At 69.8% G+C, this 14,083-nt stretch carries 13 protein-coding genes and 1 other RNA gene; 4 read left to right on the top strand and 10 right to left on the bottom strand.

The genetic code is table 11. The annotated features are described in order from the left end of the window. Positions 1–25 precede the first annotated feature (25 nt). From rnpB to AC37TH_RS12280, 4 genes are all read right to left on the bottom strand, one after another. An RNA gene (rnpB, locus tag AC37TH_RS12295) (RNase P RNA component class A) lies at positions 26–410 on the bottom strand. Positions 411–464: 54 nt separating this feature from the next. Then, entirely contained in the window at positions 465–1,199 is a 735-nt protein-coding gene (locus tag AC37TH_RS12290; protein WP_490764634.1) for a zinc ribbon domain-containing protein, read from the bottom strand. A 71-nt stretch (positions 1,200–1,270) separates the two neighbouring features. Next, positions 1,271–2,098, bottom strand: coding sequence for a Nif3-like dinuclear metal center hexameric protein (locus AC37TH_RS12285; RefSeq protein WP_490764633.1), 828 nt, complete (start codon positions 2,096–2,098; stop codon positions 1,271–1,273). Between the two features lie 10 nt (positions 2,099–2,108). Next, positions 2,109–4,280, bottom strand: coding sequence for a purine-cytosine permease family protein (locus AC37TH_RS12280; protein ID WP_490764632.1), 2,172 nt, complete (start codon positions 4,278–4,280; stop codon positions 2,109–2,111). An 80-nt stretch (positions 4,281–4,360) separates the two neighbouring features. Here AC37TH_RS12280 and AC37TH_RS12275 point away from each other — a divergent pair, with 80 nt between their 5' ends. Together AC37TH_RS12275 and AC37TH_RS12270 are read left to right on the top strand one after the other, a co-directional pair. Beyond that, entirely contained in the window at positions 4,361–5,170 is an 810-nt protein-coding gene (locus AC37TH_RS12275) for a thymidylate synthase (protein ID WP_490764631.1), read from the top strand. Then, positions 5,167–5,649: a dihydrofolate reductase gene (locus tag AC37TH_RS12270; RefSeq protein WP_490764630.1), complete on the top strand. Its 483-nt coding sequence runs from the start codon at positions 5,167–5,169 to the stop codon at positions 5,647–5,649. Before AC37TH_RS12275 ends, AC37TH_RS12270 begins: the two co-directional genes overlap by 4 nt. Positions 5,650–5,695: 46 nt before the next feature. Here the strand turns inward: AC37TH_RS12270 and AC37TH_RS12265 are convergent, their stop codons facing one another. After that, positions 5,696–6,343 (bottom strand): DUF1345 domain-containing protein, encoded by a 648-nt coding sequence (locus tag AC37TH_RS12265; RefSeq protein WP_490764629.1) that lies wholly within the window; start codon positions 6,341–6,343, stop codon positions 5,696–5,698. A gap of 68 nt (positions 6,344–6,411) precedes the next feature. On the opposite strand from AC37TH_RS12265, the gene AC37TH_RS12260 reads away from it, so the two are divergent. Together AC37TH_RS12260 and AC37TH_RS12255 are read left to right on the top strand one after the other, a co-directional pair. Beyond that, positions 6,412–7,713: an aspartate aminotransferase type Ic gene (locus tag AC37TH_RS12260; protein ID WP_490764628.1), complete on the top strand. Its 1,302-nt coding sequence runs from the start codon at positions 6,412–6,414 to the stop codon at positions 7,711–7,713. Continuing rightward, on the top strand, positions 7,710–8,213 hold the full coding sequence (locus AC37TH_RS12255) for a GNAT family N-acetyltransferase (RefSeq protein ID WP_490764627.1): 504 nt from the start codon (positions 7,710–7,712) through the stop codon (positions 8,211–8,213). The genes AC37TH_RS12260 and AC37TH_RS12255 overlap by 4 nt, the downstream gene beginning before the upstream one ends. 82 nt (positions 8,214–8,295) lie before the next feature. Here AC37TH_RS12255 and AC37TH_RS12250 read toward each other — a convergent pair whose 3' ends face one another. The 5 genes from AC37TH_RS12250 to dhaK form a co-directional block, all read right to left on the bottom strand. Further along, positions 8,296–9,816, bottom strand: a complete 1,521-nt coding sequence (locus tag AC37TH_RS12250; protein ID WP_490764626.1) for a leucyl aminopeptidase — start codon at positions 9,814–9,816, stop codon at positions 8,296–8,298. A 3-nt stretch (positions 9,817–9,819) separates the two neighbouring features. Next, on the bottom strand, positions 9,820–11,532 hold the full coding sequence (locus AC37TH_RS12245) for an MFS transporter (protein WP_490764625.1): 1,713 nt from the start codon (positions 11,530–11,532) through the stop codon (positions 9,820–9,822). Positions 11,533–11,660: 128 nt separating this feature from the next. Further along, on the bottom strand, positions 11,661–12,425 hold the full coding sequence (dhaM, locus tag AC37TH_RS12240) for a dihydroxyacetone kinase phosphoryl donor subunit DhaM (protein WP_490764624.1): 765 nt from the start codon (positions 12,423–12,425) through the stop codon (positions 11,661–11,663). Continuing rightward, positions 12,418–13,056, bottom strand: coding sequence for a dihydroxyacetone kinase subunit DhaL (dhaL, locus tag AC37TH_RS12235; RefSeq protein ID WP_490764623.1), 639 nt, complete (start codon positions 13,054–13,056; stop codon positions 12,418–12,420). The genes dhaM and dhaL overlap by 8 nt, the downstream gene beginning before the upstream one ends. Before the next feature lie 22 nt (positions 13,057–13,078). Continuing rightward, a complete protein-coding gene (gene dhaK / locus AC37TH_RS12230; RefSeq protein WP_490764622.1) occupies positions 13,079–14,080 on the bottom strand; it encodes a dihydroxyacetone kinase subunit DhaK in 1,002 nt (333 codons plus the stop codon). Positions 14,081–14,083 lie beyond the last annotated feature (3 nt).

Here is a 14,083-nt window from a genome sequence, read left to right as displayed (position 1 = left end):
CCGCCTCCGTCCCCTGGTGTGTGGAGGAATGGGCCGGCTGTTACGCCGGGTTCTGTCCTGGTGCGCGAGGCACCGTGGACGGCCATCTATCTCGGGACGGCGTTGCCGCCGCCCTCTAGCGGTCTACCCGGAAACTCGGCGAGCAGCCTCAACGTTCCCTGTCTGACCTTGCTCCGGGCGAGGTTTACCGAGCCGGCCGGGTCACCCCGGTCGCTGGTGGGCTCTTACCCCACCGTTTCACCCTTACCCCGCGACCCGATCCGGGGATCGTGCCGCGTGGCGGTCTGTTCTCTGTGGCACTGTCTCGCGGGTTGCCCCGGGTGGGTGTTACCCACCGCCCTGCTCTGTGGAGCCCGGACGTTCCTCGGCGGCCTGCCGAAGCAGACCGACGCGACCGTCTTGCCGGCCCATTCGCATCCACACTATCGCAGCAGCGGATGCGGTCCGTCAGACGTTCAGCAGGCTCAGAGGCCGGACTCCTCGTTGCGGATCAGGATGGCGCCGCTGTCCGGGCAGAGCACGACCTCGTCGTCGGCGGCGCGGCGGATGACGGAGAGGTCGGACTCGGTGAGCTTCACGTTGCTGCCCATCGAGACGCCGCGCACGAGCAGGGCTGCGCCGATGCCGTAGCGCGCGCGCTGCTTCTCGTAGAGCTCGACCAGGTCGGCGGGGATGGCGGAGGCGATCGCGGCCCTGTCCTTCTCGACGGCCGTGCGCTGCGCCTCCACCTTCGCCAGCTCGTCGGCCTTCGCGGCTTCGAGCGCCTGGACGCGGCCGTCCAGCTCTGCGCGGTCCGCCTCGACCGCTGCGAGCGCCTCCTCCTGCTCCTCGACGCGCTCCATGACGGTCAGTTCGATCTCTTCGAGGTCGTCTCGGCGCTTGGAGAGCGAGGTCAGCTCTGCTTCGAGCGCCTGCACGTCTTTCGTGGACGACGTCTGCTGCAGGCGGCCGCTGTCACGGGCCATGCGCGCTTCGACGACGGCGACGTCCGACTCGACCCGCTTGAGTTCGGCGCGGGAGTCTTCGAGCTCGCCGGTGCGGGCGATCCAGCGGGTGCGGAGAGCCTCCACCTCCGGCTGCAGGGCGGCGAGCTCGGCGAGCTGCGGGAGCTTCTTGGCCGTGTGATCGAGCTGGTTCAGGCGGGTGTCCGCCGTCTGGAGACGCAGGAGCTCGTTCTGGTCGGTGGGGCTGGCTTTCACGGTGGTCCGCTCTCTCTGTGCTGCTGCGGGCGCCCAGGTGGGGCGCCGATGGTCTGTTCGGGTGACCGAGGTCACTGCAGGATGGCGAAGTCCCACGGGTCGGTGCGCAGGTCGCTGACCTCGACGACGATGCCGGGCAGCTCGGCCCTGAGCTGGTCGGCCGCGATGTCGAGCCAGAGCCATTCACTGGCCCAGTGCGAGACGTCGAGGAGGGCGGGTCCTCCCCCGATGGCCGCCTGTTCGCGCGCTTCCGAGGCCGGGTGGTGGCGGAGGTCGGCGGTGATGTAGACGTCGGCGCCGCGCACGGCGTCCGTGCCGAGCAGCGAGTCGCCCGCTCCTCCGCAGACCGCGACGGTCGTGACGGGCTGCTGATAGTCCCCAGCCGCCCGGATGCCGCCCGCGGTCGCCGGGAGGAGTTCGGCGAGACGCCGGGCGAGGGCGCCGAGGGTGGTCGGCTCCGCCAGGGCGCCGACGCGGCCGATGCCGGTGCGACCGCCGATTCCGTCTGCGGACGGGGCGATCGGCACGGCATCGGTGAGTCCGAGGGCGGCGGCGAGGACGGCGGAGGTGCCGTCGGCGACGACGTCGGCGTTGGTGTGGGCGGCGATGAGAGCGCAGTCCGCCTTGATCAGACGGGCGAGGATCGCTCCCTTGTACCGGTCCTCGGCCACACTCGTCACCCCGCGAAGCAGCAGGGGGTGGTGGGTGATGAGCAGGTCGGCTCCCCCGTCGACCGCCTCCTCGACGGTCGCCTGCACGGCGTCGACGGCGAGCAGGATGCGCTCGACCGGAGCGGAAGGATCCCCGGCGACGAGCCCCGGCGCATCCCAGGCCTCAGCCCCGGAGAGCGGCCAGAGCCGCTCGACGGTCTCACGGACGGAAGCAAGCGTGTACGGCACGGGATAGAGCCTACTTGCCGAGGGAGATCGCCGCGGTGTCTATCGCCTCCTCCTCGCGGCGGAGGGCAGGGACTCCGGCGACGATCGGGGTCAGGATGCCGATGCCGAGCGCGACGATCACCCCGATGTCGGTCATGCCGATGTCGCTGCCCGGCGCGATCCCGGCGAGCCGGAACAGGTAGCCTTCCCAGCGCAACCAGGGCAGGTCGGACGAGATCAGGCCGAATCCGATGATGGTGGCGGCCCCGAGCATCCCGAGGTTGGTCCAGCGCCAGTCCGGATACGCCCCTCCGCTGTTCAGCAGCGACGGCTGGTGGAAGCGCCTTGTGCGCAGCATCATCTCGGAGATGAACAGGCCAGCCCACGCGGCGACCGGGACGGCGAGCGTCACCGGGAGGCTTCGGACGACGCTGGACAAGTCGCTCACCGTCGCAGCCAGCACGAATCCCGCCAGCGCGATCCCCCCGCCGACCGCGACCGTGCTCCACCTCCGGCCGAGCCCGGCGCCGAGCGCCTCCAGCGTGAACCCGCCGGAGTAGATGTTCAGCACGAGCCCGGAGACGAGGCTGAGTGTCACGCCGAGCAGCAGCGGCACCGGATACCAGGCCGGCAGCCCCAGCCGGGCGAACGCACTCACCGGGTTGGATGCGAAGTCGTCGGCGAGCGCCGTGTTGGAGGCGGCGAGCAGGCCGCCGTACGAGATCAGGATGAACGGGGGCAGCGCTGCGCCGAACGTCGCCCAGAGCATCCCGGTCGCCCCGGACGATGTCGGTCGCTGGTAGCGGGCGACCTCCGCGCTGCTGTTCGCCCACGCCAGTCCCAGATAGCTGAAGACGAGCACGGCGCCGGTGATCACCCGCAACCAGATCGCATCCGGTGCGGCGAGCGCGGTCGGAAGGTCGACGAAACGCCAGGTCGCCGCGATCATCACCACGATCAGCACGGCGGAGGCGATCGTCAGCACGAGCTGCACCAGCGCGACGAGCGCGTACCCGAAGTACGCGATGGCGAGCGCGATGGCGATGGCGACGATGAGCCCGGCCGTGGTCGGAAGCAGCGGGTCCCCCGCCCAGCCTTCCGACGTGAACAGCGCCCCGACCGCCGCCCCGGCGAGCCAGAGCAGCACCGCTCCCCAGAACAGCCTGGTCAGCAGCGCGAGCGCCGCCGGCACCACGTTGCCGCGCAGGCCGAATGTGGCCCGGGAGACCACCATGGTCGGCTGGCCGCTCCACTTTCCGGCGAGCGTGCCGAGGCCGAGCGGAAGGAACGACAGGGCGACGCCGACAAGGGTCGCGACGAGCATCTGGCGCAGGCTGAGCCCGAGCGTGAACAGCGTGGCGCCGACCCCGACGCTGATCAGCGACGACGTCCCGGCGAACCACAGCCAGAACAGCCTGGATGCGCGTCCGACCCTCCGCAGCACGGGCGTCGGCTGCAGGTCGGCGTCCTCCACCTCCAGCAGCGGGGCCGGCACAGGCTCGTCGTCGAACAGGATGCGCTCGTCCGTCGCAACGCGCTGGCTCGCGATGGGGGCGGCGAGCGAACCGGTCGGCAGCCGCACGTCGTCCGCGTCGTCGGCGAGGTCGTCGTCGATCACGTCGCCGACCGGGCCGGCCGCGCCGAGGTCGTGCGCTGCGAGGGCGTCTGCCTGCACGATCGGGAGCGGCACGGAGTCGACGCTCGGTGCATCCGGATGCTCGACCGGCAGTGGGGCGAGCGGAAGGAGCGGGACGACGGGCAGCGGCTCGGAGTCGCGCGGCGCGACCTCAGGCGGCACGAAATCCAATGGCTCCGGACGCGAAGGCTGCGCAGGCTCCGGATGCGCGGCGGCGGGCGCGATCCAGGCGCTGAACGTGGGCTGCGGGCCACGGTCGACCCGCGGGACGGGCAGGTCGTCGAAGCTGATGAGCTGAGTGGGGGCGCCGTCGGTATCCGACCACTCTGCCTCGTCCGTGCTTTCTTCGGCGGCGGCGGACTCCTGCTCGACGTCCCTGGCCCTCTGGATCGGGATGGCCGCCGTCGCGCGCGCCACCAGGATGCTCTGGAGGTGCTCGATCGCCGCGAGGGTGTCGTGCGCGTCCAGGTCGTGCCCGACCAGCTCCGTGACCTCCTCGTCGGTGAGGGCGGCGGGGTCCTGGGCAGCGGCCGAGGACGGGTCGTCCGCGACCTCATCGCTGTCCATGGAGAAAGCCTAGCGACGCGTACCGTCACGGAGCCGGTTCGCAGCGGTCATTCGCCGTGATCGGCGCTACCATCGACTCGATGAGCGAGACGATTCCGACCCCATACGAAGACCTCCTGCGCGATGTGCTCGAGACCGGAACGCACAAGTCCGACCGCACCGGAACGGGAACGCGCAGCGTGTTCGGCCGGCAGCTGCGGTTCGACCTCGCCGACGGCTTCCCGCTGATCACCACCAAGCGGGTGCACTTCAAGTCCATCGCATACGAGCTGCTCTGGTTCCTGCGCGGCGACAGCAACGTGGGCTGGCTGCGCGAGAACGGCGTCACCATCTGGGACGAGTGGGCGGACGAGAACGGCGAGCTCGGGCCGGTCTACGGGGTGCAGTGGCGCTCCTGGCCGGCGCCGGACGGCAGCCACATCGACCAGATCAGCCAGGTGATCGACACCCTGCGCAGCGACCCGGACTCCCGGCGCATCATCGTCTCCGCCTGGAACGTCGCCGACATCCCGCAGATGGCGCTCGCCCCCTGCCACGCGTTCTTCCAGTTCTACGTCGCCGACGGCAAGCTCTCCTGCCAGCTTTATCAGCGCAGCGCCGACATGTTCCTCGGCGTCCCGTTCAACATCGCCAGCTACGCCCTGCTCACCCTGATGGTCGCCCAGCAGACCGGTCTGGAGCCCGGCGAGTTCGTCTGGACCGGCGGAGACGTGCACATCTACGACAACCACCTCGAACAGGTCACCGAGCAGCTCTCCCGCGACCCGTACCCGGCGCCCACGCTGCGGTTCGCGCGCACGCCGGAGAGCATCTTCGACTACCGCTACGAGGACTTCGTGATCGAGGACTACCAGCACCACCCGGCGATCCGGGCGCTGGTCGCCGTATGACGCTCGGGCTCATCTGGGCCGAGGCGGACGGCGGCGTCATCGGCGCCGGGGGGACGATGCCGTGGCACCTCCCCGAAGATCTGAAGCACTTCAAGGAGCTCACCGGCGACGACACGGTCGTCATGGGCCGCAAGACCTGGGAATCGCTGCCTGAGCGGTTTCGCCCGCTGCCTGGCCGCGCCAACATCGTGATCACGCGGCAGACCGGATGGGCGTCGCCGGGCGTCGAGGTCGCTCACAGCCTCGACGAGGCGCTCACCGCATCCACCACCGGGACGACCTGGGTGATCGGCGGCTCCGAGTTGTTCGCGCTCTGCGTGCCGCAGGCCGACCGCATCGAGATCACCGAGATCGATCTGCAGGTCGTCGGGGACACATACGCTCCCCGGCTCGACCCGACCGGCTGGACCATCGACGCCGAGCCGTGGCAGACCGCGGCGAACGGGATGCGGTACCGCTTCATCCACTGGTTGCGGTGAGCCCTGCCGCTCAGGCGAGCCCTTCGGCTCAGGCGAGCCCTTCGACTCAAGTGAGCCCGGCCACCAGGTTGACGGTCGTCGCCAGGATCACGGAGCCGAACAGGTACGACAGCAGCGTGTGACGCAGGATGGCGCGCCGGATGTGCGGGTTGCCGATATTGGTGTCGCTCACCTGGAACGTCATCCCGAGGGTGAACGAGAGGTAGGCGAAGTCGCTGTAGCGCGGCGGCTCCTCCTGGTTGAAGTCGATGCCACCGGCCGGCTTGTGGTAGTACATCCTGGCGTACCGGAGGGTGTAGATGGTGTGCACGAGCGTCCACGACAGCGCGACCGATGCGATGGCGAGCAGCGCCAGCCACGCCTGAGGAGCCCCGTGCAGCTGGCGTGCTGCGACCAAGACGAACACGATCGACACCAGCGCGACGAGGCTCGCGATCAGCAGCAGAAGGTCGGAGACCCGCGTGCCGGGGTCCTCCCTCGTCGCATGCGACCTCGTCTCCTCCGCGCCCATCCCCCAGATGACCGCCCACACCCAGACGATGTAGACGACGCACGCCGCCGCCCAGCCGGTGATGGCAGCCAACTGCCACGCGCCGAGCAGGCCGGTGACGATCGCCACGATGACACCGACCAGGAACGCCGCGATCATCCGCAGGCGCGAACGGCCTTTCACCCGCTTCGTTTCTTCTGACACATCTGCGATGTTCGCACACCCTGTGCGGAGCACTCCCACGCCACTTCGGGCGCGGCTACGATCAGATCGTGACTTCCGCCCCAACGCCTCTCGCCGACCTGTCCCCCGACGCGCTCCGCGCGGCCAACGCCGAGTTCTCGGCAGCGTACGACGCGCTGCGCTCCTCGGGTTTGAAGCTCGACCTCACCCGCGGCAAGCCCTCCGCCGAGCAGCTCGACATCTCCAACGATCTGCTGCACCTGCCAGACGGCGCATACCGGGATGCGGCCGGCACCGACCTCCGCAACTACGGTGGGGCGACCGGTCTGCCTGAGCTCCGCGCGATCTTCGCCGACGCCGTCCAGGTTCCGGCCGAACAGCTCCTCGCCCTCGGAAACGCCAGCCTCACGGTGATGCACGACACCATCGTGCAGGCGCTCCTGCACGGCGTTCCCGGCGGCGAGCGTCCGTGGGGCGCGCAGCCGATCAGCTTCCTGGCTCCCGTGCCCGGCTACGACAGGCACTTCACCATCTGCGAGCGCTACGGCATCCGGCTCATCCCCGTGCCACTGAACGACGACGGACCGGACATCGAGGCGGTCGCCGCCCTGCTCGCCGCCGACGACAGCATCAAGGGCATGTGGTGCGTGCCCGTGTACTCGAACCCGAGCGGCGCCGTGTACTCGGAGGACGTCGTCCGTGCCCTCGTCTCGCTGAAGGCCGCACCGGACTTCCGCCTGTTCTGGGACAACGCGTACGCCGTGCACCATCTCACCGACGAGCGTCCTGCGCCGATCGACGTACTCGCGCTCGCGGCAGAGGCCGGCAACCCGGACCGTCCGCTGGTCTTCGCGTCCACATCCAAGGTCACCTTCCCCGGGTCCGGCGTCGCCTTCGTCGGCGGCTCCCCTGCCAACGTCCAGTGGATGCTGCACAACCTGTCAGCACAGAGCATCGGCCCCGACAAGCTCAACCAGCTGCGCCACGTGCAGCTGCTCCGCGACGCCGACGGTCTCGCGGCGCAGATGGAGAAGCACCGCGCCATCCTGGAGCCGAAGTTCGCCGCCGTCATCCGGGCGTTCGAGGCCCGTCTCGCGCCGTACGGTGCAGGCACCTGGACCGCGCCGAAGGGCGGATACTTCGTCAGCCTCGACGTGCTCGACGGCTGCGCCAAGCGTGCCGTACAGCTCGCCGCGGAAGCCGGAATCGCTGTGACCCCGGCCGGCGCGACGTTCCCGTACGGCGACGACCCGCGCGACTCCAACATCCGGATCGCCCCGACCTTCCCGCCGCTCGCCGAGCTGGAGACGGCTCTCGACGGGTTGTGCACGGCCATCCTGCTCGCCGAGACCGAGCGGCTGCTCGCGAACGGCGACACCGCACAGGCATGACCGGCTGGCGGGTGCGCGCGAGCGTCGAGGCCGACTGGCGGGCATACCGCGCCCTCCGGTTCGAGATGCTGGAGGACACCCCTGTCGCGTTCCTGGAGACGCTGGAGCACGCCAGGACGCACCCGGACGAGCACTGGAGGAACAGGGCGGCCAACCCGTCGTCGATGAGCCGCCTGTTCGCCGCGGTCGCCGACGACGGGCGGTGGCTCGGCACGATGGGCGGCTTCCAGGCGACCGGTGCGCCGCATCCGCACCTGGTCGGCGTCTACATCACCCCGGAGTTCCGCGGTCGCACGAACGGAATGGCCGATGCCCTCCTGGATGCGGTGATCGCCTGGGCGCTCCCGCGCAGCGACCGGCTGCTGCTGCAGGTGCACGAGAGCAACACCGCCGCGCAGCGCTTCTACGCCCGCCGCGGTTTCACCCTCACCGGCGCCACCGCGCCGTACCCCCTCGACCGCTCCACCCTCGAACTCGAGATGTCCCGCCCCCTCCCCTGAAAATCGAGCCGGGACTTATGCACGCGACACGCCGGGGCGTCGCGTGCATAAGTCCCGGCTCGATTGCTTGGGGGCGGGGCGGTCAGCGGACGGGGCGGAAGTGGAGGGCGAGCTCCGTGAGGAGGCGCGCGCCGAAGCCGGTCGCGCCCTTGGAGCGCCAGGCGTCGTCCGTGTCGGACTGCATGGTGCCCGCGATGTCGATGTGCGCCCACGGCAGTCCGTCGACGAACTCGTTGAGGAACAGCGCAGCGGTCGTCGCGCCGGCGTACGGACCACCCAGGTTGGAGATGTCAGCAATGTCTGAGTCGAGCGCCTTGCGGTACTTCGTCTCGAGCGGCAACTGCCACACCCGTTCGTCGGTGGCACCGGATGCGGTGGTCGCCTGATCGACGAACGCCTGGTCGTTCCCGAACAGCGCGGCGCGGATCGGGCCGAGCGCCATGAGCGCCGCCCCGGTGAGCGTCGCGATGTCGACGATCGCGTCCGGCTTCTCTTCCGCGGCGAGGACGAGGCCGTCGCACATCGCCAGCCGGCCCTCCGCATCCGTGTTCTTCACCTCGATGGTGGTGCCGTTCCTGGCGGTGAGCACGTCGCCGAGCTTGTACGCGCTGCCGGATGGCATGTTGTCGGTGCACATCAGGAACGCGGTCACGGTCGTCGTGCAGTCCAGATCGCGGAACGACGTGAACGCGCCGAAGATCGCGGCGGCGCCGCCCATGTCCATCTTCATCAGCAGGTGCATCGGGTCGGACGGCTTGAGGCTGATTCCGCCGGAGTCGTACATGATGCCCTTGCCGACCATGGCGAGGTGTCCCGTCGGCTCGCCGTTCGGGGTGTAGCGCAGCTTGATCATGCGCGGTTCCTCTGCGCTGCCGGCGTTGACGCCGAGCAGTCCGCCGGCGCGCAGCTCGATCAACTGCGCCTTGTCGAACACCTCGACCTCGATGCCGAACCGTTCGGCGAGCGACAGGGCCAGGTCGCCGAAATCGGTCGCGGTGAGGTGTCCTGGAGGGGTGTTCGCGAGGTCGCGGGCGAGGTTGGCTCCGCGCGCGTTGACGACGCCGTGCGGGATCCCCGCCGTGACAGCGGAGGCGTCGACGCCGTCGACCAGGAGTTCCACCGCCGTGAGCGCCGTCACCTTCGGGTCGGTCTTCAACGCGCTGTAGCGGTAGCGCGCGAGCAGCACACCCTCCGCAGCCACCTGACCCGCGCGCTCGGCGGGCACGGCGCCGACGTCGGTCAGGCGCAGGCCGATGCGCGCCGACGACGCGGCGGCGCGTGCGAAGGCCGCTGCGGCATCGCGCAGCACGTCGGACGTGACCTCCGACGGGTCGCCGATGCCGATGGCGTAGAGCACCGGTCCTGACTCCGTCGGCAGGAGGAGCGTCTGCCCTTCTGCCCCGGTGAACCCAGCGCGGGTCAGGGCGTCCCTGTCGAGCCCGAGGGCCGCATCCACCGTGCCTGTCGCGCCCACGGTGACGCCGATCGCGTCGAGGCCGGCGGAGAACTCCGCGACCGCGTCGAAGTCGACCACCCGCTCCGGGATGACGGACGGTGCCGGAGTGAACGTGTCCGGAATGAGTTTGTATGCGCTGGAGGTCATGGTTCAGCCCTTCGAGAGTGCGATGGTCGTCACGGTGTCGCCCTCTTCGGCGATCGGGTCGTCCGGATCCTGGACGTCCTCAGGATCGGAGGGTTCGAGCTGCTCAGGCAGGTCTCCCTTGCGGCGCCCTGGCATCCGCCCTGCCGGGATGATCGCGAGCAGCGCGATGCCGGCGAGTCCGAGCAGCGAGATGTTGAGCGCGCGGAGCCTGGCATCCGCATTGACGACGACGGCCTCGGTGATCTGCGCCGGTGTCGCGTCCGTGCTGGTCTCCAGGAAGCCTTTGAGGTGGTCGTTCGTCACGAAGTTGGCGTCGTCGAGGTTGACCTGGGACACCAGCGCAGGCGGCAACGTCGGGTGGTCGGCGAGGCTGGAGGAGAGGAGTCCGCCGAGGATGCCGACCGCGAACACGCTCGCGACGGCGATGCCGACACTGCCGGAGAGGTTGTGGACGAGCCCACGCCAGGCGCCGACGTCGCCGGCGAGCTTCTTCGGAGCGGCGGAGAGCAGCGTGTTGAACACCAGGGCCACGATCGAGCCCTGGCCGATGCCGAGGACGATCAACCCGACGACCACCACGAACTGCTCCCACTCGTTGCGGACGCTGAACGCGAGGATCATCAGCCCCACCGCCACGACTACGAATCCGAAGCGGGCGAGGACTCGCGGCGGGAAGCGCTTGTACAGCGTGGCGACGAACGTGCTCGCGACGAAGATCGACAGCGTGTACGGGATGACGGCGATCGAGGTCTCGAAACTGCTCCTGCCCTGCACCACCTGGATGTACAGCGGGATGAGGAAGTTGGCCGCCGTTCCGACGAACAGCATTGCGGCCATGCAGATCGTGACGGCGCGCTCGGAGCCCGTCGCGAGCACTCGCAGGTCGAAGATACGCGGCTTCCTCTCCGCCTGGCGCTTGCGGAGCCAGACGAAGAAGAGCTGGCCGCCGATGAGACCGAGCAGCACCAGGAACGGCGCGGGCGAGAGCCCGAGGATGGTGAACGGCGCGTTGTCCGTCGCGAGCACGAGGCCCCACGGTTCCAGGCCGCTGAAGCCGAAGCTGAGCAGGATGATCGTCGCGGCTGCGAGCAGTGCACCCGTCCAGTCGATGACCAGATCGCGTTGCGCGGGAACCGCCTTGAAGCGGAAGCTGAGCAGGAGGTTGACGACGCCGAGCGCTGCGATGAGCCAGAACGACCAGCGCCAGCCAATGGTGGAGGCGAACGTGCCGGCGATCAGGAGCGCCAGGACCCCGGCCGCCGGGATCGCGGCAGCGAGCAGGCCGATCGCCGTCGCCTGCTGTTCGCGCTTGTAGTTGGTGGCGATGAAGACCGTCAACGCGGGAGCGATGAGTGCGATCACGGCGCCGGACACGGCCTGGGCGATGAACAGCATCGCCGGGGTGACGCTCAGCGCGACGACGGCCATGGCGATGGCGTGGATGACCACGGCGATCTGGAAGACGCGCCTGGTGCCGAACCGCGCGCCCAGCTTCGCGCCCAGGAGGATGAAGGCGGCCATCGCGAAGGTGCCTGCCGTGATCGCCGTGCCAACCGAGGTCGCAGCCATATGGAGATCGGTCGTGATCCCCTGCATCGAGACGGTGAGCGTGTTGACGGCGAACGACGCCTGGATCTGTGTCAGGACGACCACGATGAGCGGCAGCCAAGATGTCTTGGCTGCCGTCGTCGGGACTCTGGTTGATGGTGAGCTCATCGCCCGGCCCTCCTCTGCGCGGCCCGCATCACGGAGCTGCCGCGCACTGTTCGGATGTCACCCCCGGTGGGGTTGGCTTCATTCTGGCGCGGCGGAAGGCGATCTGTCATTACATGTAATCGGTCATTTCAGGCCTCCCCGAAACCGCTCTCAACGAGGGCCGCCAGCGCATCCACTGCCGGCACGCCGTCGTCGTCCGCCGAGGCGATCTCCGCGGTCTTCCCCGCTGTGAGACCGAGCGACATGATGCCGAGCAGGCTCTTCGCATCCTTGCCGTTGACCGTGACGGATGCGCCGAACGTGCTGGCGAGCTTGACGAACTCGGCGGCGGGTCTGGCGTGCAGGCCGTCTTTGTTGCGGAGGACGACCTCGCGGACATAGCGGCCGGACGAAGCGGGGTCCGAGGAGCCGGCAGAAGCGGGTGCGGTGGCGGGCGCGGCGGCGGGCGCGGCGGCGGGCGCGGCGGCGGGCGCGGCGGCGGGCGCGGACACCGGTGCCTCCACCCACGCCGCCCTCGCGCCCTCCGCCGCAGCGACGACCCCGGCGAGGTCGGCGCCGCTCTCGGCGGCGACCGCGGCGGCGACACCCCCCTCCACGAACGGGACGTCGACCACAGCGACCCGTGAACGCTGATCGTCCTCGAGCAGGTCGAGAACGGTCTCCGCTGTCAGCAGTGCCGAACCGAGGTCGCTGATGACCACGACACCCGCACCGCCGTCCGCGTCCTCGACGGCGGCACTGACCGCGGCGAAACTCGTCCCGATCCCTCCGTCGTCCGTTCCACCGGCCGGCAGCAGCCGGACGGACGGCGCCATCTGGCCCGCGAGGGCGACGATGCCGTCCGCCAGCTGCACGCTGTGCGAGACGAAGACGATTCCGACCCGCTCACTCATCGGCCGCCGCCTCCGCCGCCGTGCGGAGCAGGAGCGCCGTCGACTGCGCACCGGGATCCCGGTGACCGGCCGACCGCTCGCCGAGGTAGCTCGCGCGGCCCTTGTGGGCGACGAGCGGCTCGGTGGCGACGGCTCCGGCCTCCGCGGCATCCGCCGCCTCGCGCAGGACGTCGGCGGCCGAGGCGCCCGCCTCCTGCGCGGCAGCGGCCGCATCGACCGCCGGAGTCCAAGCGTCGATCATCGTCTTGTCCCCGACCGCCGCCTTTCCGCGCGACACGATGCCGTCGCGGGCTGCGCCGAGCACGGCGACCAGTGTCGCCGCGTCGATCTCCGCCGCGTCGCCGATCGGGTCGCCCGCCTTGAGGAACGCCGTGCCGTAGAGCGGGCCGGACGCACCGCCGACCGTGGAGATGAGCGTCATGGCGATCGACCGGAACGCGGCGTTGGGCGTCGCGTCCTCCGGCAGCTTCCCGAGCGCATCAACCACGGCGCGCATGCCGCGGTCCATGTTCTCTCCGTGGTCGCCGTCGCCGATCTCGCGGTCGAGCGTGTTCAGCTCGTGCTTGTTCTCGGCGATCACCGCCGCGGCCGCCGTCATCCAGGCCTTCACCCAGTTCGTGTCGAGCGCCATGAGCGTCTCCTCCTTACGGTTCTCAGAGTCCCCAGCGGAGTGCGGCGGTGTGCACCGGCGCATCCCAGAGGGCGGTCAGTTCGTCGTCCAGCTTCAGCACCGAGATGGATGCGCCCTGCATCTCCAGGGAGGTGACCAGGCTGCCGACCAGGGAACGGCCGAGCGTGATGCCCCGCTCATCCAGGATCTGTGCTGCACGCCGGAACACGATGTACAGCTCGGACAGCGGAGTGCCGCCCATCCCGTTGACGAACAGCAGCACCGAGTCACCGGAGGCGAACGGCAGGTCGTCGAGGATCGCCGCCATCATGCGGTCGACCAGGGCGTCGGCCGGCTGCACCTTGACGCGCTCGCGGCCGGGTTCGCCGTGGATGCCGACTCCGAACTCGATCTCGTCGTCCGCCAGGTCGAAGCCGGGCTCTCCGGCGTGAGGCACCGTTCCAGCGGTGAGCGCGAGACCGATGGACCTGACGTTCGCGTTCACGCGCTCGGCGACCGCGGTGACAGCATCCAGATCGTCGCCCCTGTCCGCCGCCGCTCCGGCGATCTTCTCGACCAGGACCGTGCCGGCCACGCCACGCCTTCCCGCCGTGTACAAGGAGTCCTGCACGGCGACATCGTCGTTCGTGACCACCGCTTTGACTGCGATGCCCTCGGCGGCCACCAGATCGGCGGCCGTCTCGAAGTTCAGCACGTCGCCGGTGTAGTTCTTGACGATGTGCAGGACCCCGGCCCCGCCGTCGGCCGCCTTGGTGGCCTCGACGATCGGCATCGGGGTCGGGGACGTGAACACTTCGCCTGGGACGGCGGCGTCGAGCATTCCCTTTCCGACGAAACCGGCGTGGAGGGGCTCGTGACCGCTTCCGCCGCCACTGACCAGGCCGACCTTGCCGCGCACAGGGCCGTCTGCCCTGGACACGAAACGCGGGTCGTGGGACACCTTCACGATGTCCGAGTGAGCTCGGGCGAATCCGTCGAGGGATTCGTCCACGACGTCGGGTACGCCGTTGATGAGCTTCTTCATCGA

This window comes from Leifsonia sp. McL0627 (assembly GCF_058244615.1).
This window is presented reverse-complemented; position numbering and strand designations above follow the sequence as displayed.